Raw genomic sequence first — 21421 nt, forward strand, 5'->3', positions numbered from 1 at the left:
GGGTGCGGGGCCGCCCGGAAGGGGCGGCCCCGCACCCGTGCGACGGGTCAGTACGAGGAGCCGGAGGCTCCCAGGGCGCCCGTGGGGTGCCAGACCGTCTTCGTCTCCAGGAAGGCCGTCAGCCGGCGCGTGCCGGGATCCGCCGACCAGTCCTCCCCGTCCACAGCCTGTGGACGGTCACTGTCGCGCGACTCCTGCCCGGTGCCGTGGCGGACGGCGAGCGGGCGGAGGACCCGCTTCAGGTTGTCGGCCGCCGCGGCCTCCAGCTCCCTGGCGAGGTCCGCGTCCGCGCCCGTGAGGTCGATGGCGTTGACGTCCTGGTGGGACGCCAGCGGGGCCGCGAGCTCCGCCGTCCTCCCCGACAGGATGTTGACCACACCGCCCGGCAGGTCCGAGGTCGCCAGGACCTCGCCCAGTGAGAGCGCGGGCAGCGGCGCACCGGCCGAGGCGAGGACGACCGCCGTGTTGCCCGTGGCGATCACCGGGGCGACCACCGAGACCAGACCGAGGAAAGAGGACTCCTGCGGCGCCAGGACGGTCACCACACCCGTCGGCTCCGGGGTCGAGAGATTGAGGAACGGACCCGCGACGGGGTTCGCCCCGCCCACGATCTGGCCGATCTTGTCGGTCCAGCCCGCGTACCAGACCCAGCGGTCCACCGCCGCGTCGACGACGGCCGCGGCCTTGGACTTCGAGAGCCCCTCGGCGTCGGCCACCTCGCGCACGAACTGCTCGCGGCGGCCCTCCAGCATCTCCGCGACGCGGTAGAGAATCTGGCCGCGGTTGTACGCCGTCGCCCCCGACCAGCCGCCGAACGCCTTGCGCGCGGCCACGACCGCGTCACGCGCGTCCTTGCGGGAGGACTGCGGGGCGTTCGCCAGCCACCTGCCCTTCGAGTCCGTCACCTCGTACACCCGGCCGCTCTCGGAGCGGGGGAACTTGCCCCCGACGTACAGCTTGTAGGTCTTGAAGACGCTCAGTCGCCCGTCAGACATCGAGGTAGGCCTCCAGACCGTGACGGCCGCCCTCGCGGCCGAAGCCCGACTCCTTGTATCCGCCGAACGGCGAGGTCGGGTCGAACTTGTTGAACGTGTTGGCCCAGACGACACCCGCGCGGAGCTTGTTCGCCACCGCGAGGATGCGGGAGCCCTTCTCCGTCCAGATGCCCGCCGAGAGGCCGTACTGGCTGTTGTTGGCCTTGGCGACGGCCTCGTCCGGCGTGCGGAAGGTCAGTACCGACAGCACAGGGCCGAAGATCTCGTCGCGGGCGACGGTGTGCGCCTGCGTGACGTCGGTGAAGAGCGTCGGGGCGAACCAGTAGCCAGAGGAAGGCAGTTCGCACGGCGCCGTCCAGCGCTCCGCGCCCTCCGCCTCGCCGGTCTCGACGAGCGCGGTGATCCGGGAGAGCTGCTCCGCGGAGTTGATCGCGCCGATGTCGGTGTTCTTGTCCAGCGGGTCGCCGAGGCGGAGCGTGGACAGCCGGCGCTTGAGGGAGTGCAGCACCTCGTCGCGCACCGACTCCTGCACGAGGAGCCGCGAGCCCGCGCAGCAGACCTGGCCCTGGTTGAAGAAGATGCCGGTGACGATGCCCTCGACGGCCTGGTCGACGGGGGCGTCGTCGAAGACGATGTTGGCGCCCTTGCCGCCCAGTTCCAGCGTGGCCTTCTTGTCCGTGCCCGCGATCTGCCGGGCGATGGCCTTGCCGACGGCGGTCGAACCCGTGAAGGCGACCTTGTTCACGTCCGGGTGCTCGACCAGCGCCGAGCCCGCGTCGCCGTACCCCGTCAGGATGTTGACGACGCCCTTGGGCAGGCCCGCCTGCCGGCAGATGTCGGCGAAGAACAGCGCCGACAGCGGCGTGGTCTCCGCCGGCTTCAGCACCACGGTGTTGCCGGTGGCGAGCGCCGGGGCGATCTTCCACGCCAGCATCAGCAACGGGAAGTTCCACGGGATGATCTGGCCGGCCACACCGAGCGGCCGCGGGTCCGCCCCGTAGCCCGCGTGGTCCAGCTTGTCGGCCCATCCCGCGTAGTAGAAGAAGTGCGCGGCGACCAGCGGGAGGTCCGCGTCACGCGTCTCCCGGATGGGCTTGCCGTTGTCCAGGGTCTCCAGGACGGCGAGCTCGCGGGAGCGCTCCTGGATGATCCGGGCGATCCGGAACAGGTATTTGGCGCGCTCGGAGCCGGGCAGCGCCGACCACTTCTCGAACGCCCTGCGGGCCGCCTTCACGGCCCGGTCCACGTCCTCGGCGCCCGCCCGCGCGACCTCGGAGAGCACCTCCTCCGTGGAGGGGCTGACCGTCTTGAAGACCTGCCCGTCGGCGGCCTCGGTGAACTCGCCGTCGATGAACAGACCGTAGGAGGGGGCGATGTCGACGACGGAGCGGGACTCCGGAGCCGGTGCGTAGTCGAATGCAGATGCCATGGGGATCAGTCCACCGTCACGTAATCGGGGCCGGAGTAACGGCCGGTGCTGAGCTTCTGGCGCTGCATCAGCAGGTCGTTCAGCAGGCTGGAGGCGCCGAAGCGGAACCAGTGGTTGTCCAGCCAGTCCTCGCCCGCCGTCTCGTTCACCAGGACGAGGAACTTGACCGCGTCCTTGGAGGTACGGATGCCGCCGGCGGGCTTCACGCCGATCTGGACGCCCGTCTGCTCGCGGAAGTCGCGCACGGCCTCCAGCATCAGCAGGGTGTTCGCCGGGGTCGCGTTGGTCCCGACCTTGCCGGTCGAGGTCTTGATGAAGTCCGCGCCCGCCAGCATCCCGAGCCAGGAGGCCCGCCGGATGTTGTCGTACGTGGAGAGCTCGCCGGTCTCGAAGATCACCTTGAGCCGCGCGGAGCCGCACTCGGCCTTCACGGCGAGGATCTCCTCGTAGACCTTGAGGTAGCGGCCGGAGAGGAAGGCCCCGCGGTCGATCACCATGTCGATCTCGTCGGCCCCGGCCGCCACGGCGTCACGGACGTCCGCGAGCTTGACGTCCAGCGCGGCACGTCCGGCGGGGAAGGCCGTCGCGACGGACGCCACCTTCACCCCGGAGCCGGCCAGCGCGGCGACGGCGGTCGCCGCCATGTCGGGGTAGACGCAGACCGCGGCGGTGCGCGGGGTCGTGCGGTCGGTCGGGTCGGGGTGGACGGCCTTGGCGGCGAGCGCCCGGACCTTGCCCGGGGTGTCCGCGCCTTCCAGCGTCGTCAGGTCGATCATCGAGATGGCGAGATCGATGGCGTACGCCTTGGCGGTCGTCTTGATCGAACGGGTCCCGAGAGAGGCGGCGCGCGCTTCGAGACCGACGGCGTCGACGCCGGGCAGCCCGTGCAGGAAGCGGCGCAGCGCACTGTCGGACGCCGTCGCGTCGGCGAATGCTGGTGCAGTGGTGGGCATGGTCACCACATGAGCATATCTACGCGCGTAGCGACCTGTACAGGGCCCTCCCCGTTTCGGGCCTTCCCCAGGACGGGCAAGGCCGCGCCCCGTCGGCCGCCCCGCTTCAGGCAGAATCGGGACCATGACGAGCCCCACACCCCCCGCCGAGCCCGCCTACGCCGACCGGACCTTCCGGTCGGGTGCCGGCCTGGTCAGCGGCATCCTGCTGATCCTGCTGGTCGGCTGGATCGGTGGCGACGCGGTATTCCAGGGCAGGGGATGGGTGCCATGGCTGGCGCTGGCCTCGCTGCTCATGGTGGTCCCGCTGATCGTCGCGTTCACGCTGCGGCCGGCGGTCTTCGCCGACGAGGAGCGCATCCGCATCCGTAACCCGTTCCGCACGATCGTGCTGCCCTGGAGCGACGTCTCCACCGTGCGCGCGGCGTACTCCAGCGAGATCTTCACCCACAGCGGTGCGAAGTACCAGCTGTGGGCGGTCCCGGTCTCGCTGCGCGAGCGCAAGCGGGCGGCCAGGAGGGCCGGCCAGCAGGCACACGACGACCCGTACGGCCGGACCTCCGTGCACGCCGACGTCCGCGACTCCCAGGCCCGCGCTGCGGCGGCCGACCGGACCGTGAACGACCTGCGGGAGCTGGCCGAGCGGGCCGCCGCCCGCAAGGAGCCGGGCACCACCACCGCGTCCGTGCGCTGGGCGTACGAGGTGATCGCCCCGGCCGCGGTCGGCGCGGTGCTGCTCGTGGTGCTGCTCGCGATCGGCTGAACCCGACGGTCCGGCTTTTTTCGGCACGCGCGCTTCACGGCGGCCTCAATGGATCGCGCTTGCCGCACCGACGTCACGACGGGACGGCGGGGGTGGGGCCAGATGCGCTGAGGGTGGCCGCCGACCTGGGCTGGGAAGACCTGGTGCGGGACGCCATCGCCCGGTGGAGTCGCTAAGTCTTGTCGGCCTCGGTCACCGGCTTGATGCGTTCCAAGGGCACGTCCCATTCCTGGCCGCCGCCCCGGGGGCGCATGAACGCCTGACGCTTACGCAGCTTGCCGTTCGACTTGTAGCGCTCCTCGATCACGCCTACCAGCAGCCCCGTGCGCTCCGAGACCGTGTCCATCACGAGCGTCTCGTGCGGCCATGGCAGCTTCCCGTGGTTGAGGGTCGTAGCTGGCTTCCGGTGCTGGGTCACTCGCGGCCTGCTTGCTGAAGTGTTTCGGCGAGGCGGGCGGCCACGTCCGCGCGCACCCGCCCCAGTTCAACGAGCCGTAGCGCGGGGGATGCGGGGTCCACTCGCAGCGACGGAAGCACGATTCCGACTTCGGCCAGCGCTGCCCGAAGGGATTCCGTTGCCACGTAGGGGTCAATGTCCTGCTGTTCCTTGGTTGCCATGAGCCGGACGCTAGAAGTGAGCGGCTGGCTGGCGATAGGCTGCTTTCTCGAATTTGCTCGATGGGGCGCGAGTATTGCTGCTGTTTGCTCGTGGACCCGGCCTGGCCCCGTGGTACCGAGCTGAGGCTCCGGACATGCTGCTGATCAACACCCCTGGAAGGGAGAGCGTCCATGGCTCGTCAGCTGCGATTCACCGGGACAGACAGCAAGGTCGACGGTTGCCCCGCCCTGCACACGGACGAAGGCACCGGCGAGATCATCGTTCAAGGACGCCCGTCACCGACCCGGAAGACCTCGCGCAGCTCCAGCACTTCGGGCCGGACGATGCAGCGGTGGCCGTGCCCCGCGAACTGCTCGTGAACTGGGGGCCGAAGGAGATGGAGCGGGTGCCGGAGATCGTCGACCGGGCCACCTTCCGCCGACTGTTCGAGACCTTCAAACACACCGCCTGGCGGCTGGAAACCCGACGCGGCTACGCCTCTGACCGTGAGGACCCCGACTTTCAGGAGTTCCTGGCCACCGGCTCCTCGCCGTGCGATCCCAACGAGCCCTGGTTCGTCAACATCAAGGCTCAGACCGAAACAGGCAAGCGCGTCGGCCGGGTGCGCATCGCTGACAAGCCGATGACCACCGAGCAGCGGTTCCTGCTCGACTACGCCCGGCACAACGCGGCGGTCGGCGAGGACATGCGCTACCTGTGGCGCGAGGACGCGGCCGACCTGCCCGCCGAGGACTTCTGGATCTTCGACTCACGTATCGTCGCCGTGCTGCGCTTCGATGGCGCCGACAACATCACGGACATCGAGCTGATCACCGAACCGGCTGAGGTCGTGCGGTACGCCGTCGTGCGTGACGCGGCGATGCACCACGCCATCCCGTTCGACCAGTTCGCCGAGTCCGAACAGAGCGCATGACCGGTGAGCACGGACTACCAGCAAGCCAGGGTGGCCCTGGGCGCGCGACTGCGCGAACTTCGGTTCACCTGCCCTGGTGGTCGGCTCACCGGTCAGCAGCTCGCGCAGCGGCTCGGCTGGCAGGGCTCCAAGGTCAGCAAGCTGGAGAACGGCAGGCAGACGGCCACCCCCGAGGACCTGAGGGCGTGGGCTGACGCGACCGAGCAGCCGGGTACGTACGCCGAGCTCGCCGCCCGGCTGGCCGGGTTTGAGTCGCACATCAGGTCATGGCGCAGGGCGCTGGCGAACGGGTTCAAGCCGCTGCACGAGGGCTTGAGCGCGGAGATCGACCGCACCTCACAGATGCGGATCTGGGAAGAGTCGGTGGTTCCCGGCCTGTTGCAGACCCCGGAGTACGCCCGCCACGTCATCCAACGCTATGCGGAGCTGCTCGGCGGAGCCAGCGACATCGAGGCCGCCGTGCGCTCCCGGACGCAGCGTCAGGAGTGGCTGTATCGCCCCGGTCGAAAGCTGCACGTCCTGATGTGGGAAGCCGGGTTGCGGTCGCTGATCTGCCCGCCCTCGGTGCTGGTCGCCCAGCTCGACCGTCTCACCGGGATGATCGGCATGGACACGGTGGAGCTGGGCGTCATCCCCTTCACGGCCTCCGTCAAGATCGTGCCCGCCAACGGGTTCTGGGTCCTTGATGACCGCCTGGTGGTCGCGGAGGACTGGCACGCCGAGATGTGGCTGGACGACGCCGACAACGTCGCCTTGTACTCGAAGGTCTGGCGGACCCTCCGCGAGTCGGCTGTGTACGGGGCCGACGCCCACAACGTCATCAACTCGGCCAGGCGCGCGCTGAACCCGGGTTGACGGGTCGTCTGGGCCGAGGGCTTCCGTGGGGTCTCGCCGGGCCTCGTGCCGGCGGGTACGGCCGGACGGCCCTGGGCGGGTACCGGAAGGCCGCCGGAGACCCCACGGGAGGCCGGGGCGATATATGCGACCTTCCCGGAAGGGAAACACCCGCTTGAAGCCGTCAGGGGCGGTGGTCATCACACCACCGCCCTCCTGTGCGGGGCCGTCATGGAGGCACTGAACGCCGCCGCGCGAGCGGAAGCCGAAGCCGCCGTGCCCCGGACACCGCCGGTGTCCGGGGCACGGAAGGCCGGATTCCCGCGCGGGCTGTCCGTCAGAGACCGGCAGCCGCCGCCAGGTCCCTCCGGACAGCGGCCAGCAGTTCCGCGCCCTTCGCCCGGGCCTCGGGGAGCCCTTCCCTGTCCGCGACCGGGACCACGGCCTCCAGATAGCACTTGAGCTTCGGCTCGGTGCCGCTCGGGCGGACGATGACCCGGGCTCCCGTCAGGTGGTAGCGCAGGCCGTCGGTGGGCGGCAGCGCGTCCGTGCCCAGGGAGAGGTCCTCGGCCGAGGTCACCGGGAGGCCGGCCAGGGAGACCGGGGGAGTCTCCCGCAGGCGCCGCATGGCGTCCGCGATGACCGTGAGGTCCTCCACCCGCACCGACAGCTGGTCCGTGGCGTGCAGACCGTGTTCCAGCGCGAGGTCGTCGAGCAGGTCCAGGAGGGTGCGGCCCTCCTCCTTCAGCGCCGAGGCCAACTCGGTGATCAGCAGGGCCGCCGTGATGCCGTCCTTGTCGCGGACGCCCTCCGGGTCCACGCAGTAGCCGAGCGCCTCCTCGTAGCCGTAGCGCAGGCCCTCGACACGGGCGATCCACTTGAAGCCGGTCAGCGTCTCCTCGTGGCCGAGACCGGCCTTCGCGGCGATCCGGCCGAGGAGCGACGAGGACACGATCGACTCGGCGAACACCCCGGAGACGCCGCGGCTGACCAGATGGGCGGCGAGCAGCGCGCCGACCTCGTCGCCGCGCAGCATCCGCCAGCCGCCCTCGGCCGACGCGTCCGGGACGGCCACGGCGCAGCGGTCGGCGTCCGGGTCGTTCGCGATGACGAGGTCCGGCCGCGCCCGGCGCGCGGTCGCGAAGGCGAGATCCATGGCGCCGGGCTCTTCCGGATTGGGGAAGGCGACGGTGGGGAACGCGGGGTCGGGATCGGCCTGTTCGGCCACGAGCACGGGCTCGGGGAACCCCGCCCGGGCGAAGGCGGCCGTGAGCACGGCGGTGCCCACGCCGTGCAGCGCGGTGTGGACGGTCCTGGCGGTACGGGGCGAACCGGGGCTGAGAACTGCGTCCGTACGGGCGAGATACGCCTCCAGGACCTCCTCGCCGAGGGTCTCCCAGCCCGACTCCGGGCGGGGCACGCCGTCGAGGGCGCCGACCGCCGCGATGGCGGCGGCGATCTCCGCGTCGGCGGGGGGCACGATCTGCGAGCCGTCGCCGAGATAGACCTTGTAGCCGTTGTCGCGCGGCGGGTTGTGGCTGGCGGTGACCTCCACGCCCGCGACGGCTCCCAGATGCCGTATGGCGTACGCGAGGACGGGGGTCGGCAGCGGGCGGGGCAGCACGGCGGCGCGCAGGCCGGCGCCGGTCATCACGGCCGCGGTGTCGCGGGCGAAGTCGGCCGACTTGTAGCGGGCGTCGTAGCCGATCACGACGAGGCCGCCCGTGCCGCCGTTCGCCTGGAGATACGCGGCGAGGCCGGCGGCGGCGCGGATCACGACCGACCGGTTCATCCGCATCGGGCCCGCGCCGAGCTCACCGCGCAGGCCCGCGGTGCCGAACTGGAGCGTGCCCGAGAAGCGCTCGGCGAGCGCGTCGAGGTCCCCGGCGTCGACGAGTCCGGCGAGCTCGGCGCGCGTGTCGGGGTCCGGGTCCTCGGCGAGCCAGGCCCTGGCCTGCGTGATGGGGTCCTGCTGCACGGTGTCCGCCTTTCTGCGGGATGCGGGGTGCGGGTGCGGGGTGGGTGTGCCGCTGCGCGGGGCGGGCCGGGGCTCTGCCCCGGGCCCCGCGCCTCAATCGCCGGCGGGGCTTGATCTGGTGGCCCAGTGTCGTGGGAGACGGCGCTCCGGCGCGGGTTTTCGGGGGCTCTGCCCCCGGGCCCCCGCGCCTCAAACGCCGGCGAGGCTGGATGCGGTCTCATGCAGCGGCGAGGCTGGATGCGGTCTCATGCAGAGGTGAGGCTGGATGCGTCTCATGCAGCGGTGAGGCTGGATGCGGCCTCAATCGCCGGCGAGGCTGGATGCGGTCTCATGCAGCGGCGACGCTGGATGCGGTCTCATGCAGCGGCGAGGCTAGATCCGTTCCAGCACCCGTGCCAGCAGCGCGCCCATCCGGGTGGCCGAGTCGCGGCCGGCCTGGAGGACCTCCTCGTGGTTGAGGGGTTCGCCGCTCAGGCCCGCCGCGAGGTTCGTGACCAGGGAGATGCCCAGCACCTCCGCGCCCGCCTCACGCGCCGCGATCGCCTCGAGCACCGTGGACATGCCGACCAGGTCGCCACCCATGACCCGGACCATGTTGATCTCGGCCGGGGTCTCGTAGTGCGGGCCGGGGAACTGCACGTACACGCCCTCTTCGAGCGTCTCGTCGATCTCCTTGCACAGGGCGCGCAGCCGCGGCGAGTACAGGTCGGTCAGGTCGATGAAGTTCGCGCCGACGATCGGCGAGGCCGCCGTGAGGTTGATGTGGTCGCTGATGAGGACCGGCTGGCCCGGGCGCATGCCCTCGCGCAGCCCTCCGCAGCCGTTCGTCAGGATGACGGTCCTGCAGCCCGCCGCGGCGGCCGTACGCACGCCGTGGGCGACGGCGGCGACGCCCCGGCCCTCGTAGAAGTGCGTGCGGCCGAGGAAGACCAGGGCACGCTTCTCGCCGATCCTGTACGAGCGGATCGTGCCGCCGTGCCCCTCGACCGCGGGCGCCGGGAATCCGGGCAGCGCGGTGACCGGGAACTCGGCCTCCGGAGTGCCGAGCGCATCGCCGGCGGGGGCCCACCCGGAGCCCATCACCAGGGCGACGTCATGGGTCTCGGCGCCGGTCAGCTCGCGCAGGCGGGCGGCGGCGTCGGCGGCGGCGGAGTGGGGGTCGCCCTGGACGTGGTCCGGAATAACAGATGCGTTCACGCGGATGAGGGTAACCGGTGATTCCCTACGCGCGTAGATGCGTCCGCTCAGAGTCTGGCCGGTCGTGCTCGTACTTTCGTACAGAAGGCGTCGGGGGGCGGTGCTCAGCAGGGGTGCTTGCGCAGGCCCATCACATAGTCGTGCGGCGCGCCCGCCGACTCGGCGGCGTCCGCCACCTCGCCCAGATAACGCGCGGAGGGCAGCCCGCCCTCGTAGCCGTTGAGGACGTACATCCAGGCGGGCTCCTCGCCGTCCAGGGTGTGTACCCGCACCCGCATCCGGCGGTAGATGTCGAGGCCGACACCCTCCCAGCGGTCCATGGAGTCCTCGTCCATGGGGGCCAGGTCGTACAACGCGACGAAGACCTGGGAACGGGGGGCCTCCACCACCGTGGCCAGCGCGCCCTCCCAGCCCATCTGCTCCCCGCCGAACGTCAGCCGCCAGCCGTTGAGCCAGCCCGTGCCGCGCAGCGGGGAGTGCGGAGCGCGGCGCGTCATCAGCCGCGCGTCGAGGTTGCCGGCGTACGCGGCGTAGAGCGACATGGGGTCGAGGGTACGGGAGGTGACGGGGGTGCGCGGGTTGCGGCGGGGAAGACCCCCGGTCGTGGGGGCCGGCGGGGCCGTGGAGGCCGTGGCCGGGCCAGGGCGGTTCCCGTATGGAGGGCCCCGGGGCGAAGCAGCTTGGCGCGTGCGGGACAATGAATTACGTACTGCATACGCCGGGGCGATCCCCCGGACCCCCGGCCGGGGCGGCAGACGGCCGTGGGATGACACCACGCGAGGCGGACTTTTCGTGACCCGGATCGTGATCATCGGCGGCGGCCCCGGCGGCTACGAGGCGGCACTGGTCGGCGCCCAGCTCGGCGCGGAGGTGACCGTCGTCGACTGCGACGGCCTCGGCGGCGCGTCGGTGCTGACCGACTGCGTGCCCTCCAAGACCCTGATCGCGACGGCCGAGGTGATGACCACCTTCGACTCCTCCTACGAGGAGCTCGGCATCATCGTCGCGGACGACACCCCGCACATGGAACAGGCCGCTCGGGTCGTCGGCGTCGACCTGGGCAAGGTCAACCGGCGTGTCAAGCGCCTCGCGCTCGCCCAGTCCCACGACATCACCGCCTCGGTCACCCGTGCGGGTGCCAGGGTCATGCGCGGCCGCGGCCGGCTCGACGGTCTCCAGGCCGCCGACGGGTCCCGCCAGGTCGTGGTGACCGCGGCCGACGGCACCGAGGAGCGGCTCACCGCCGACGCCGTGCTGATAGCGACCGGTGGCCACCCCCGGGAGATCCCGGACGCGCAGCCCGACGGCGAGCGCATCCTCAACTGGACCCAGGTCTACGACCTCGACCAGCTCCCCGAGGAGCTCATCGTGGTCGGCTCCGGTGTCACCGGAGCCGAGTTCGCGGGCGCCTACCAGGCGCTCGGCTCGCGGGTGACCCTCGTCTCCTCCCGCGACCGGGTGCTCCCGGGCGAGGACCCGGACGCCGCCGCCGTCCTGGAGGACGTCTTCAGGCGCCGCGGCATGAACGTCATGGCCCGCTCCCGCGCCCAGTCCGCCAAGCGCGTCGGCGACCGCGTCGAGGTCACCCTCGCGGACGGCCGTGTCATCTCCGGCACCCACTGCCTGATGGCGGTCGGCGCGATCCCGAACACCGCGGGCATGGGCCTGGAGGAGGCGGGCGTCCTGCTCAAGGAGTCCGGCCACATCCGGACCGACCGGGTCTCCCGCACCAGCGCCCCCGGGGTGTACGCCGCCGGTGACGTCACCGGGATCTTCGCGCTGGCCTCGGTCGCGGCGATGCAGGGCCGGATCGCGATGTACCACTTCCTCGGCGACGCGGTGGCTCCGCTGAACCTGAAGACGGTCTCCGCGAACGTCTTCACCGACCCCGAGATCGCCACCGTGGGTTACAGCCAGGCCGACGTCGACTCCGGCAAGATCGACGCCCGTGTCGTGAAGCTGCCGCTGCTGCGCAACCCGCGCGCCAAGATGCAGGGCATCCGGGACGGCTTCGTCAAGATCTTCTGCCGGCCCGGTACGGGCATCGTCGTCGGCGGCTGTGTCGTCGCCCCGCGCGCCAGCGAGCTGATCCACCCGATCTCGCTCGCGGTGGACAACAACCTGACGGTGGAGCAGATCGCCAACGCCTTCACCGTGTACCCCTCGCTCTCCGGATCGATCGCCGAAGTGGCCCGGCAGTTGCACACCCGCAAGAGCGCGGGCGAGGCGTAGCGCCCGGCGGCCACGGGCCGCGGCGTGACATGGGCGGGGCCCCTATACCACCAGGGGGCCCCGCGCATGTACAACTTCTGTTATTCGGCGCAAACTGCTGAAAAGCAACCTACGGCCAGGTTACTGTCAGTTTCGTGTTCGCTGCAGAACGTCGTCAATTGATCCTCGAAATGGTGCGCGCCAACGGGGCGGTATCGCTCCGTGAGCTCGCCCGCGTCGTCCAGACCTCCGAAGTGACCGTACGGCGGGACGTGCGGGCACTGGAGGCAGAAGGACTCCTCGACCGCCGGCACGGCGGTGCGGTCTTGCCGGGCGGTTTTACGCGGGAGTCCGGCTTTCCGCAGAAATCCCATCTCTCCACCGCGGAGAAGACGGCCATCGCCGACCTGGCGGCCGGTCTGGTCGGTGAAGGCGAGGCCATCGTGGTCGGCGCCGGAACGACCACGCAGGAGCTGGCCCGCCGGCTCGCGCGTGTGCCGGGCCTCACCGTGGTCACCAACTCACTGCTGGTCGCCCAGGCGTTGGCCCATGCCAACCGGGTGGAAGTGGTGATGACCGGCGGCACCCTGCGCGGGAGCAACTACGCGCTGGTCGGCAGCGGGGCGGAGCAGTCCCTCCAGGGGCTGCGGGTCTCCCGGGCCTTCCTCTCCGGGAGCGGGCTGACCGCGGAGCGCGGGCTGTCCACGTCCAACATGCTCTCGGCGAGTGTGGACCGGGCGCTGGTGCAGGCGGCGGCGGAGGTGGTGGTCCTCGCCGACCACACGAAGCTCGGCTCCGACACCATGTTCCAGACGGTGCCCACGGAACTGATCACCCGTCTGGTGACGGACGAACCGCCGGTCCATGACGAGCGTGCGGCCACGGAGCTCCAGGCGCTCGCCGACCAGGGTGTGGAGATCACGGTGGCGGGACCCGACACGGAGTCCCGCTCCGGAGGTGACCATGTGCCGCCCGGACGCCAGCCCCGGCAGGAGATGCCGCTGCCGGGGCAGCGGCGCACACAGGGCGGCCACGGGGCGCCCGGTGGGGGACTCGGACCGCAGCTGCGGAGCGCCGCCGCGCTGGCGGACGGTCCGGTGGGACGGGTCGCGGATCTCCGGCGCAGGTAGGGGCGCGGGCCCGGAGGCGCCCGTCAGGCCGGGGCGCCGGGCGGGGCCGAGGGCACGGGGCCGGCGGCCGGGTCGGCCTTCAGGCCGCGCAGGGTGAGGCGCAGCAGGCGGTCGGCCAGGGCAGGGTCGGCCGGGGTCTGCTCCGCGGCCAGCGCGATCGCGTTCGTCAGCTGCAGCAGGTCGTCGATCGACACGTCGGTCCGCACCGAGCCGCTCGACTGCGCGCGCGCCAGCAGCCGCGCCCCTGCCTGGCGCAGGGGCACATGGCAGGGCGTCAGCGCCGAAGTCTCGTTGCCCGAAGCGGACATGAGGGCCCCCGCCAGGCCGCGGTACTCGCCCGCATGGGTGATGATCGCGCCCAGCCAGTCCACCAGGGCGGTGCACGGCTGCTCGGCCCGCTCCAGTTCGCCGGAGCGCGCGATGAGCGCGGTCAGGGCCTCCTGGAACACCGCGTTGATCAGCGCCTCGCGGTGGGGGAAGTGCCGGTAGAGCGTGCCGATGCCGACCCCCGCCCGGCGGGCGATGTCCTCCAGCGAGGCATCCGTGCCGTGCGCCGCGAAGGACGCGCGGGCCTCGCCCACCAGCCGGTCGTAGTTGCGGCGTGCGTCCGCGCGCATGGGCCGGGCCGGTGTCGCCGCGGTGCTCATCGCCATCGCCCTGTCCTCCTGCCGTCCGCCTCGCTCCCAGGATGCCACTGGGGGCCCGGCGGATGCCGGGCCCCCAGTGCGGAAGAGCGAGTGCTCAGTCCTTGATCTCGCAGATCGCGGCGCCGGACGAGACCGAGGTGCCGACCTCGGCCGACAGGCCCTTCACCGTGCCGGAGCGGTGCGCGTTGAGCGGCTGCTCCATCTTCATGGCTTCGAGTACGACGATGAGGTCGCCCTCCTTGACCTCCTGGCCCTCCTCGACGGCGATCTTGACGATCGTGCCCTGCATCGGGGAGGCCAGCGTGTCACCGGAGGCCGCGGAACCGGCCTTCTTCGCCGCGCGGCGCTTCGGCTTCGCACCGGCCGCCAGGCCCGTACGCGCCAGGCTCATGCCGAGCGAGGAGGGCAGCGAGACCTCCAGGCGCTTGCCGCCGACCTCGACGACCACGGTCTCGCGGCCGGACTCCTCGTCCGCGTCCTGGTCGGCGGGCACCGCGAACGGCTTGATCTCGTTGACGAACTCCGTCTCGATCCACCGGGTGTGGACCCGGAACGGGTCCGAGGTGAACGCCGGGTCGACCACGACCGCGCGGTGGAACGGGATGGCCGTGGCCATGCCCTCCACCTGGAACTCGGCCAGCGCACGCGCGGCGCGCTGCAGCGCCTGCTCGCGGGTCGCTCCGGTCACGATCAGCTTGGCCAGCAGGGAGTCCCACGCCGGGCCGATGACCGAACCCGACTCGACGCCCGCGTCCAGCCGGACGCCCGGGCCGGTCGGCGGGGCGAAGGAGGTGACGGTGCCCGGGGCGGGCAGGAAGCCGCGGCCCGGGTCCTCGCCGTTGATCCGGAACTCGAACGAGTGACCGCGCACGGCCGGGTCGCCGTAACCGAGCTCCTCGCCGTCGGCGATGCGGAACATCTCGCGCACGAGGTCGAGGCCGGTGACCTCCTCGGTGACCGGGTGCTCGACCTGGAGGCGGGTGTTGACCTCCAGGAAGGAGATCGTGCCGTCCAGGCCCACGAGGAACTCGACCGTGCCGGCGCCGACGTAGCCGGCCTCCTTCAGGATCGCCTTCGACGCGGCGTACAGCTGCGCGTTCTGGTCCTCGGTCAGGAACGGCGCGGGGGCCTCCTCGACCAGCTTCTGGTGGCGGCGCTGGAGCGAGCAGTCACGCGTCGACACGACCACCACGTTGCCGTGGGAGTCGGCCAGGCACTGGGTCTCCACGTGGCGCGGCTTGTCGAGGTAGCGCTCGACGAAGCACTCGCCGCGGCCGAACGCCGCGACGGCCTCACGGACCGCCGAGTCGTACAGCTCGGGGATCTCCTCCAGCGTGCGGGCCACCTTGAGGCCGCGCCCGCCACCGCCGAAGGCCGCCTTGATGGCGATCGGCAGGCCGTTCTTCTCGGCGAACTCCACGACCTCGGCCGAGCCGCTCACCGGGTCCGGCGTGCCGGCCACCAGCGGGGCGCCGGCGCGCTGCGCGATGTGACGGGCCGCGACCTTGTCGCCGAGGTCCCGGATGGCGTGCGGCGGCGGACCGATCCACGTCAGACCGGCGTCCAGCACTGCCTGGGCGAACTCCGCGTTCTCCGAGAGGAAGCCGTAACCGGGGTGGATCGCGTCCGCCCCCGAATCCTTCGCGGCCTGGAGCACCTTGGCCATGTCCAGATAGCTGGCGGCCGGAGTGTCACCGCCCAGAGCGAACGCCTCGTCGGCCGCGCGCACATGCAGAGCGTCCCGGTCCGGATCGGCGTAGACGGCTACGCTCGCGATTCCGGCATCCCGGCAAGCCCGAGCAACACGGACAGCGATTTCGCCACGGTTGGCGATGAGCACCTTGCGCACGATGACTCCCTCCTTGAGAACAAGCTGAGTTTAGGGACTACCAACACGGCCCTACGACCCGTCCCCAGTAGTGAACTTGCCCACACGGAGTGTGATTCGAGGCTTCCTCGAGTCGCGAAATCCCTTGTCGCACCACGGTACGCCGGGATCCTGAACCGCACAGTAGCCACGAAGTGTGGCCCAAGTCTCTGTCCGGACGGTCAACGCCGCGCGGCGTTTCTTTGTGGACTCCCTACGAACGGCCGAGGGAATCTTTGCCGCGGCGCCGATGACCGGACGCCGGGGCGGCGTGGCGCGGGAGTGAACGGTGCGCGGTCCCTTGTCCGGAGCATTACTCGTTAGTAGGGTCCGCGCTACGCACGTACTGCAGGTAACAGGGGGTGGCGCCATGGTGCGCAGACCAGTGGCCTTCGTGACCGCGATCGTTCTGTTCGCGGAAGCCGTGGGCATCGTGATCGTCAACGCCGTCCTCGCCACGGTGGCCGACAACCAGAGCATGTCGCTCGCCGGGATCGATCCGGACGCCATGGTCACCGGCACGTGGGTGATGGGCGGCGTCTCCGGGGCCCTGCTGGTGCTCTGCGGGCTGATACCGCTGCTGGCGGGGATACGCGACCGGGCGCCCGGACGCCTCGCCAGGATCACCCTCATCGCCTGCGCGGTCGTGCACGGCGTGCTGGGCGCGCTGGCGGTCGGGCTGATCGGCTGGCCGGCGTTCGTGTTCCTGATGGCCGTCCTGGCGCTGATCGTGCTCACCCTGGTGGTGTACGAGCGCCGGGAGCCGGAGGCCGCGAAGACCGGCCCCGAGGAGGCTCCGGCGCCGGTGTGATCAGACCCACAAGTCGGTGACGGAGACGCCCAGTTCACCCAGCAGGCCGCGCAGCAGCGGCAGGGAGAGCCCGATGACGTTGCCGTGGCTGCCCTCGATCCCCTCGACGAACGGCGCCGAGCGGCCGTCCAGGGTGAACGCCCCCGCCACGTGGAGCGGCTCGCCCGAGGCGACGTAGGCCGCCACCTCGGCGTCCGTGGGCTCGCCGAACCTGACGACGGTGGACGCGGTCGCCGACGCCGTGCGGCCGGTGGCCGTGTCGATGACGCTGTGGCCCGTCCGCAGGACGCCGGACCGGCCGCGCATCGACTTCCAGCGGGCGGTGGCCTCCTCGGCGTCGGCGGGCTTGCCGTACGCCTCGCCGTCCAGTTCCAGCACCGAGTCGCAGCCGATGACGAGCGCGCCCGCGGCCTCGGGGCGGGCCGCCACCGCGGCTGCCTTCGCCTCGGCCAGTACGAGCGCCAGCTCGGCCGGGGTCGGCGCGGTGATCGCGTCCTCGTCCACACCGCTGACGATCACCTCGGGGGCGAAGCCCGCCTGGCGCAGGAGACCGAGACGGGCGGGGGAGGCGGAGGCGAGCACGAGGCGGCGCTGATCAGTCATACCGGCCATCGTAGGCGCGTCCGGAACGTCATCGGGTGCCCAGGACGAACATCGCCACGACCATGGCCAGCGCCAGCAGCAGCCCCGCCCGCCGCATCATGTCCTGGGCGTCGCGCAGTTCCTTGGGAGGCTTGTTCTCGGGGTCGGACCACAGCATGGTTCCGATGGTGCTCCGGACACGGCTGCGGCGCCTGAGTACGCGTACTCAAGCGCCGCTGACGTGCCCGGTCTCAGGAGGGCCAGTACGTCCGCGCCCAGGAGCGGGGCCCCGGCCGCAGCGCGCCCCGGCGGGCGATGCGCCCCGGGTCGGACCACTGTTCGGGCGGCAGCGGGGCGCCCGACGGCACCTCGGTCAGCGCCGCGGCGCGCGCCCGGACCACGGCGAGCGCGGCGGCGAGCTCCTCCGGGGTCGGATTGCCCCGTACGACCTTGATCATGGTGGCTCCCGGTGGCTAGAGGGGGATGTTGCCGTGCTTCTTCGGCGGCAGCGACTCGCGCTTCGTACGGAGCTGGCGCAGGCCCTTCACCAGGTGCGCGCGGGTGTCGGACGGCATGATCACCGCGTCGACGTAACCGCGCTCGGCCGCGACGTACGGGTTGAGCAGCGCGTCCTCGTAGTCGGCCATCAGCTCGGCGCGGGTGGCGTCCGGGTCGTCGGCGGCGGCGATCGTGCGGCGGTGCAGGATGTTCACCGCGCCCTGCGCGCCCATGACGGCGATCTGCGCGGTCGGCCACGCCAGGTTCAGGTCGGCGCCCAGGTGCTTGGAGCCCATGACGTCGTAGGCGCCGCCGAAGGCCTTGCGGGTGATCACGGTGATCAGCGGGACGGTCGCCTCGGCGTAGGCGTAGATGAGCTTGGCGCCGCGGCGGATGATGCCGCCGTACTCCTGGTCGACTCCCGGCAGGAAGCCCGGTACGTCGACGAAGGTGAGGACCGGCACGTTGAACGCGTCGCACGTGCGGACGAAGCGTGCGGCCTTCTCGCTCGCGTTGATGTCCAGACAGCCGGCGAACTGCATCGGCTGGTTGGCGACGATGCCGACCGGGTAGCCCTCGACGCGTCCGAAGCCGGTGATGATGTTCGGCGCGAACAGGGCCTGGGTCTCCAGGAACTCGCCGTCGTCGAGCACGTGCTCGATCGCGGTGTGCATGTCGTACGGCTGGTTCGCCGAGTCCGGGATGAGGGTGTCGAGCTCGCGGTCCTCGTCCGTGGTCTCCAGATCGGCTTCCTCCGGGAAGGCCGGGGCCTCCGAGAGGTTGTTCGACGGGAGGTAGGACAGCAGGGACTTGACGTACTCGATGGCGTCCTTCTCGTCGCCCGCCATGTGGTGCGCCACGCCGGACGTGGTGTTGTGCGTGCGGGCGCCGCCCAGCTCCTCGAAGCCGACGTCCTCACCGGTGACCGTCTTGATGACGTCGGGCCCGGTGATGAACATGTGCGAGGTCTGGTCGACCATGACCGTGAAGTCGGTGATCGCGGGAGAGTAGACCGCGCCGCCCGCGCACGGCCCGACGATCAGTGAGATCTGCGGGACGACCCCCGACGCGTGGACGTTGCGGCGGAAGATCTCGGCGAACAGGCCGAGCGCGGCCACGCCCTCCTGGATGCGGGCGCCCCCGCCGTCGTTGATGCCGATGACCGGGCAGCCGGTCTTCATCGCGAAGTCCATGACCTTGACGATCTTCTCGCCGTAGACCTCGCCCAGCGAGCCGCCGAAGATCGTGAAGTCCTGCGAGTACACGCAGACGGGGCGGCCGTCGACCGTGCCGTATCCGGTGACGACCCCGTCCCCGTAGGGGCGGTTCTTCTCGATGCCGAAATTGGTGGACCGGTGCCTCGCGAACTCGTCCAGCTCCACGAAGGAGCCCTCGTCGAGCAGGAGCTCGACGCGTTCCCGGGCGGTCAACTTGCCCTTGGCGTGCTGCTTTTCCACGGCACGGGCGGAACCCGCGTGTGTGGCCTCGTCGATACGGCGCTGGAGGTCCGCGATCTTGCCCGCGGTGGTGTGGATGTCGCTCTGCGGCTCGGACATCGGGTGGCGGCTCCCTGCCTGGTCACGGGGACGGCTGGTACATCCAGTAGAAGTGCTGGACCCATGTGTGCTCGACGGCTACCTGCTCGTCGGCCGGTGTTAGCTACTGATCCGTAGCGTATCGGCGCGGATACGGTTCGGCAGTGCGTCGTTGGCCACACCTAATGTGGGTTGCATGACACCTCCCGATGCGCCACACAACCGCTGGTCGGACCTCGACAGGCCGCCTCTGAACGTCGCGGCGCTCCGCCGCGGGCTGCTGAGACCGGACGGGCTGTGGACCTCGCTGGACGTCGTCGAGGCGACCGGCTCCACCAACTCCGACCTCGCGGCACGGGCGGCGGGCGGCGGGCTCGCGGAGGGCGCGGTGCTGGTCGCGGAGGAGCAGACCGCGGGGCGCGGACGCCTCGACCGGAGCTGGACGGCGCCGCCCCGCTCGGGCATCTTCCTCTCCGTCTACCTGACCCCCGGCGGCGTACCCGTCGAGCGGTGGGGCTGGCTGCCGCTGCTCACCGGTGTCGCCGCCGCGACGGGCCTCGCGCAGTCGGCGGGCGTCGACATGGCACTGAAATGGCCCAACGACCTCCTGGTGACCATCGCCGGCACCGAGCGCAAGACCGGCGGCATCCTCGCCGAGCGCGCGGGGGAGGGCGTCGTCATCGGCATCGGCCTCAACATCTCGCTGCGCGCGGCCGAGCTGCCGGCCCCGCACGCCGGTTCGCTGGCGCTCGCCGGAGCCGTCTCCACCGACCGCGAGACCCTGCTGCGGGCCGTACTGCGTTCACTCGAACAGTGGTACGGGCAGTGGCGCGACGCGAACGGCGACGCCGCCGAGAGCGGGCTCCAGGCCGCCTACGCGGCGGGCTGCGCCACCCTGGACCGCACGGTGCGGGCCGAGCTGCCCGGCGACCGGTCCGTCGTCGGCGAGGCCGTCGCGATCGACGGGGACGGGCGGCTGGTGCTGGCCACGGGCGACGGGCTCCAGGAGCCGGTGTCGGCCGGAGACATCGTCCACCTGCGCGGGGAGGAGGGCGGTCTCACCTGATCCGGCGCTCGGGGGTGTGCGTCCGCACATACGGGTGATGTCACGTATGACGGACCCGTAACCATGTCACCGGGGACGTGAGCCAGGGCACACCTGCCGTATCGTTGAGGCGATCCAGCGACAGATCGGCAGGGCAGTGCGCAGGGAACGGGCAGGAGGCGGCCGGTGACCGTCGACGACACGAACTCCGACGACGGCGCGGAGCCCTCGTCGGGGCCGTCGGTCCACTCGACACCGCATCACGAGGTCGACCACACGGCCGAACCGACCGACGACCCTCTCGCGATCCGGCTGGAGTCCCTGATCCTGGGGGCCGACCGCCGCTACACGCCGTTCCAGGCGGCCAGGACCGCCGGGGTATCCATGGACCTGGCCTCCCGGTTCTGGCGGGCCATGGGGTTCGCCGACATCGGGCAGGCCAAGGCGCTCACCGAGGCCGACGTGCTGGCACTGCGGCGCCTCGCCGGTCTCGTCGAGGCCGGACTGCTCAGCGAGCCGATGGCGATCCAGGTGGCCCGGTCCACCGGCCAGACCACGGCCCGGCTCGCCGAGTGGCAGATCGACTCCTTCCTGGAGGGGCTGACCGAGCCCCCCGAGCCCGGAATGACCCGTACCGAGGTCACGTATCCGCTGATCGAACTCCTCCTGCCGGAGCTCCAGGAGTTCCTGGTCTACGTGTGGCGGCGCCAGCTGGCGGCGGCCACCGGGCGGGTCGTGCAGACCGGGGACGACGAGGAGATGGTCGACCGGCGCCTCGCGGTGGGCTTCGCCGACCTCGTGGGCTTCACCCGGCTGACCCGGCGGCTGGAGGAGGAGGAGCTCGGTGAGCTGGTCGAGTCCTTCGAGACGACCTCGGCCGACCTGGTCGCCGCGCACGGCGGACGGCTCATCAAGACCCTGGGCGACGAGGTGCTCTTCGCGGCGGACGACGCGGGCACGGCGGGCGAGATAGCGCTCCGGCTGGTCGAGGCGATGTCCCAGGACACCACGATGCCCGCGCTGCGGGTGGGCATCGCGTTCGGCACGGTCACGACGCGCATGGGCGACGTCTTCGGTACGACGGTGAATCTGGCCAGCCGGCTCACGTCGATAGCGCCCAAGGACGCGGTGCTGGTCGACGGGGCCTTCGCCCAGGAGCTGATCAGGAACGGCGACGCCCCCGCGTCCGAGGCGCAGGCGGCCGAGGAGGCCGCGGCGGCGGCGGAGCGGGTGCGGCTGGCGGAGAAGGAGGGCCGGGCGCCGGACGAGGAGCCACCGCTGCCGACGTACCGCTTCGGGCTGCAGCCCATGTGGCAGCGGCCGGTGCGAGGGCTGGGCGTGGTCGAGCCCTGGCTCCTGGCCCGCCGGGGCAAACCGGCCGGCTGAGCCGCTGCCCTGGGACTCAACCCCGCGC

Annotated in this window: 21 protein-coding genes and 1 pseudogene; 8 read left to right on the forward strand and 14 right to left on the reverse strand. The window is 71.4% G+C overall.

Annotated elements, in window-relative coordinates:
- Positions 1–47: 47 nt before the first annotated feature.
- Genes ACWCQM_RS30265 through deoC form a run of 3 tightly spaced genes read right to left on the reverse strand, consistent with a single transcriptional unit; the run spans position 48 to position 3377 of the window.
- Positions 48–995, reverse strand: coding sequence for an aldehyde dehydrogenase family protein (locus ACWCQM_RS30265; RefSeq protein WP_450918267.1), 948 nt, complete (start codon positions 993–995; stop codon positions 48–50).
- Positions 988–2424, reverse strand: coding sequence for an aldehyde dehydrogenase family protein (locus tag ACWCQM_RS30270; RefSeq protein ID WP_450918268.1), 1437 nt, complete (start codon positions 2422–2424; stop codon positions 988–990). The genes ACWCQM_RS30265 and ACWCQM_RS30270 overlap by 8 nt, the downstream gene beginning before the upstream one ends.
- 5 nt (positions 2425–2429) lie before the next feature.
- Complete coding sequence (gene deoC, locus ACWCQM_RS30275; protein ID WP_450918269.1) at positions 2430–3377, reverse strand: deoxyribose-phosphate aldolase; 948 nt, start codon at positions 3375–3377, stop codon at positions 2430–2432.
- 124 nt (positions 3378–3501) lie between these two features.
- On the opposite strand from deoC, the gene ACWCQM_RS30280 reads away from it, so the two are divergent.
- On the forward strand, positions 3502–4140 hold the full coding sequence (locus ACWCQM_RS30280; protein ID WP_450918270.1) for a PH domain-containing protein: 639 nt from the start codon (positions 3502–3504) through the stop codon (positions 4138–4140).
- Positions 4141–4312: 172 nt separating this feature from the next.
- On the opposite strand, the gene ACWCQM_RS30285 is transcribed toward ACWCQM_RS30280, so the two are convergent.
- Both ACWCQM_RS30285 and ACWCQM_RS30290 read right to left on the reverse strand, forming a co-directional pair.
- Complete coding sequence (locus ACWCQM_RS30285; protein WP_450918271.1) at positions 4313–4558, reverse strand: hypothetical protein; 246 nt, start codon at positions 4556–4558, stop codon at positions 4313–4315.
- Positions 4555–4758: a hypothetical protein gene (locus tag ACWCQM_RS30290; RefSeq protein ID WP_450918272.1), complete on the reverse strand. Its 204-nt coding sequence runs from the start codon at positions 4756–4758 to the stop codon at positions 4555–4557. Before ACWCQM_RS30290 ends, ACWCQM_RS30285 begins: the two co-directional genes overlap by 4 nt.
- A gap of 171 nt (positions 4759–4929) precedes the next feature.
- Here ACWCQM_RS30290 and ACWCQM_RS30295 point away from each other — a divergent pair.
- Together ACWCQM_RS30295 and ACWCQM_RS30300 are read left to right on the forward strand one after the other, a co-directional pair.
- Positions 4930–5672, forward strand: a pseudogene (locus ACWCQM_RS30295) (DUF6879 family protein).
- 3 nt (positions 5673–5675) lie between these two features.
- A complete protein-coding gene (locus ACWCQM_RS30300) occupies positions 5676–6527 on the forward strand; it encodes a helix-turn-helix domain-containing protein (protein ID WP_450918273.1) in 852 nt (283 codons plus the stop codon).
- Positions 6528–6843: 316 nt separating this feature from the next.
- Here ACWCQM_RS30300 and ACWCQM_RS30305 read toward each other — a convergent pair whose 3' ends face one another.
- From ACWCQM_RS30305 to ACWCQM_RS30315, 3 genes are all read right to left on the reverse strand, one after another.
- Positions 6844–8484, reverse strand: coding sequence for a phospho-sugar mutase (locus tag ACWCQM_RS30305; RefSeq protein WP_450918274.1), 1641 nt, complete (start codon positions 8482–8484; stop codon positions 6844–6846).
- 372 nt (positions 8485–8856) lie between these two features.
- On the reverse strand, positions 8857–9681 hold the full coding sequence (locus ACWCQM_RS30310) for a purine-nucleoside phosphorylase (RefSeq protein WP_450918275.1): 825 nt from the start codon (positions 9679–9681) through the stop codon (positions 8857–8859).
- 104 nt (positions 9682–9785) lie between these two features.
- A complete protein-coding gene (locus ACWCQM_RS30315; RefSeq protein ID WP_307125293.1) occupies positions 9786–10223 on the reverse strand; it encodes a gamma-glutamylcyclotransferase in 438 nt (145 codons plus the stop codon).
- Positions 10224–10473: 250 nt separating this feature from the next.
- Here ACWCQM_RS30315 and ACWCQM_RS30320 point away from each other — a divergent pair, with 250 nt between their 5' ends.
- Both ACWCQM_RS30320 and ACWCQM_RS30325 read left to right on the forward strand, forming a co-directional pair.
- Positions 10474–11913, forward strand: a complete 1440-nt coding sequence (locus ACWCQM_RS30320; protein ID WP_450918276.1) for an NAD(P)H-quinone dehydrogenase — start codon at positions 10474–10476, stop codon at positions 11911–11913.
- 134 nt (positions 11914–12047) lie between these two features.
- Positions 12048–13022, forward strand: coding sequence for a DeoR/GlpR family DNA-binding transcription regulator (locus tag ACWCQM_RS30325; RefSeq protein WP_267073963.1), 975 nt, complete (start codon positions 12048–12050; stop codon positions 13020–13022).
- Positions 13023–13045: 23 nt separating this feature from the next.
- Here ACWCQM_RS30325 and ACWCQM_RS30330 read toward each other — a convergent pair whose 3' ends face one another.
- Together ACWCQM_RS30330 and ACWCQM_RS30335 are read right to left on the reverse strand one after the other, a co-directional pair.
- Positions 13046–13675, reverse strand: coding sequence for a TetR/AcrR family transcriptional regulator (locus ACWCQM_RS30330; RefSeq protein WP_450918277.1), 630 nt, complete (start codon positions 13673–13675; stop codon positions 13046–13048).
- A gap of 88 nt (positions 13676–13763) precedes the next feature.
- Positions 13764–15518: an acetyl/propionyl/methylcrotonyl-CoA carboxylase subunit alpha gene (locus ACWCQM_RS30335; protein WP_450918278.1), complete on the reverse strand. Its 1755-nt coding sequence runs from the start codon at positions 15516–15518 to the stop codon at positions 13764–13766.
- Positions 15519–15906: 388 nt separating this feature from the next.
- Here ACWCQM_RS30335 and ACWCQM_RS30340 point away from each other — a divergent pair, with 388 nt between their 5' ends.
- Entirely contained in the window at positions 15907–16347 is a 441-nt protein-coding gene (locus tag ACWCQM_RS30340; protein WP_450918279.1) for a hypothetical protein, read from the forward strand.
- Here the strand turns inward: ACWCQM_RS30340 and ACWCQM_RS30345 are convergent, their stop codons facing one another.
- The 4 genes from ACWCQM_RS30345 to ACWCQM_RS30360 form a co-directional block, all read right to left on the reverse strand.
- Positions 16348–16959 carry a nucleoside triphosphate pyrophosphatase gene (locus ACWCQM_RS30345; RefSeq protein ID WP_450918280.1) on the reverse strand — a complete coding sequence of 204 codons (612 nt, stop codon included), beginning with the start codon at positions 16957–16959 and terminating at the stop codon, positions 16348–16350.
- Positions 16960–16978: 19 nt separating this feature from the next.
- Positions 16979–17107 (reverse strand): morphogenic membrane protein MmpB, encoded by a 129-nt coding sequence (gene mmpB / locus ACWCQM_RS30350; protein WP_099174806.1) that lies wholly within the window; start codon positions 17105–17107, stop codon positions 16979–16981.
- 73 nt (positions 17108–17180) lie between these two features.
- Complete coding sequence (locus ACWCQM_RS30355; RefSeq protein ID WP_267073958.1) at positions 17181–17387, reverse strand: acyl-CoA carboxylase epsilon subunit; 207 nt, start codon at positions 17385–17387, stop codon at positions 17181–17183.
- Between the two features lie 15 nt (positions 17388–17402).
- A complete protein-coding gene (locus tag ACWCQM_RS30360; RefSeq protein ID WP_073744545.1) occupies positions 17403–18983 on the reverse strand; it encodes an acyl-CoA carboxylase subunit beta in 1581 nt (526 codons plus the stop codon).
- Between the two features lie 175 nt (positions 18984–19158).
- On the opposite strand from ACWCQM_RS30360, the gene ACWCQM_RS30365 reads away from it, so the two are divergent.
- Positions 19159–20028, forward strand: a complete 870-nt coding sequence (locus ACWCQM_RS30365; protein WP_450918281.1) for a biotin--[acetyl-CoA-carboxylase] ligase — start codon at positions 19159–19161, stop codon at positions 20026–20028.
- Between the two features lie 165 nt (positions 20029–20193).
- Positions 20194–21393 carry an adenylate/guanylate cyclase domain-containing protein gene (locus ACWCQM_RS30370; RefSeq protein ID WP_450918282.1) on the forward strand — a complete coding sequence of 400 codons (1200 nt, stop codon included), beginning with the start codon at positions 20194–20196 and terminating at the stop codon, positions 21391–21393.
- Positions 21394–21421 lie beyond the last annotated feature (28 nt).

It is taken from the genome of Streptomyces sp. NPDC002125 (genome assembly GCF_053593715.1).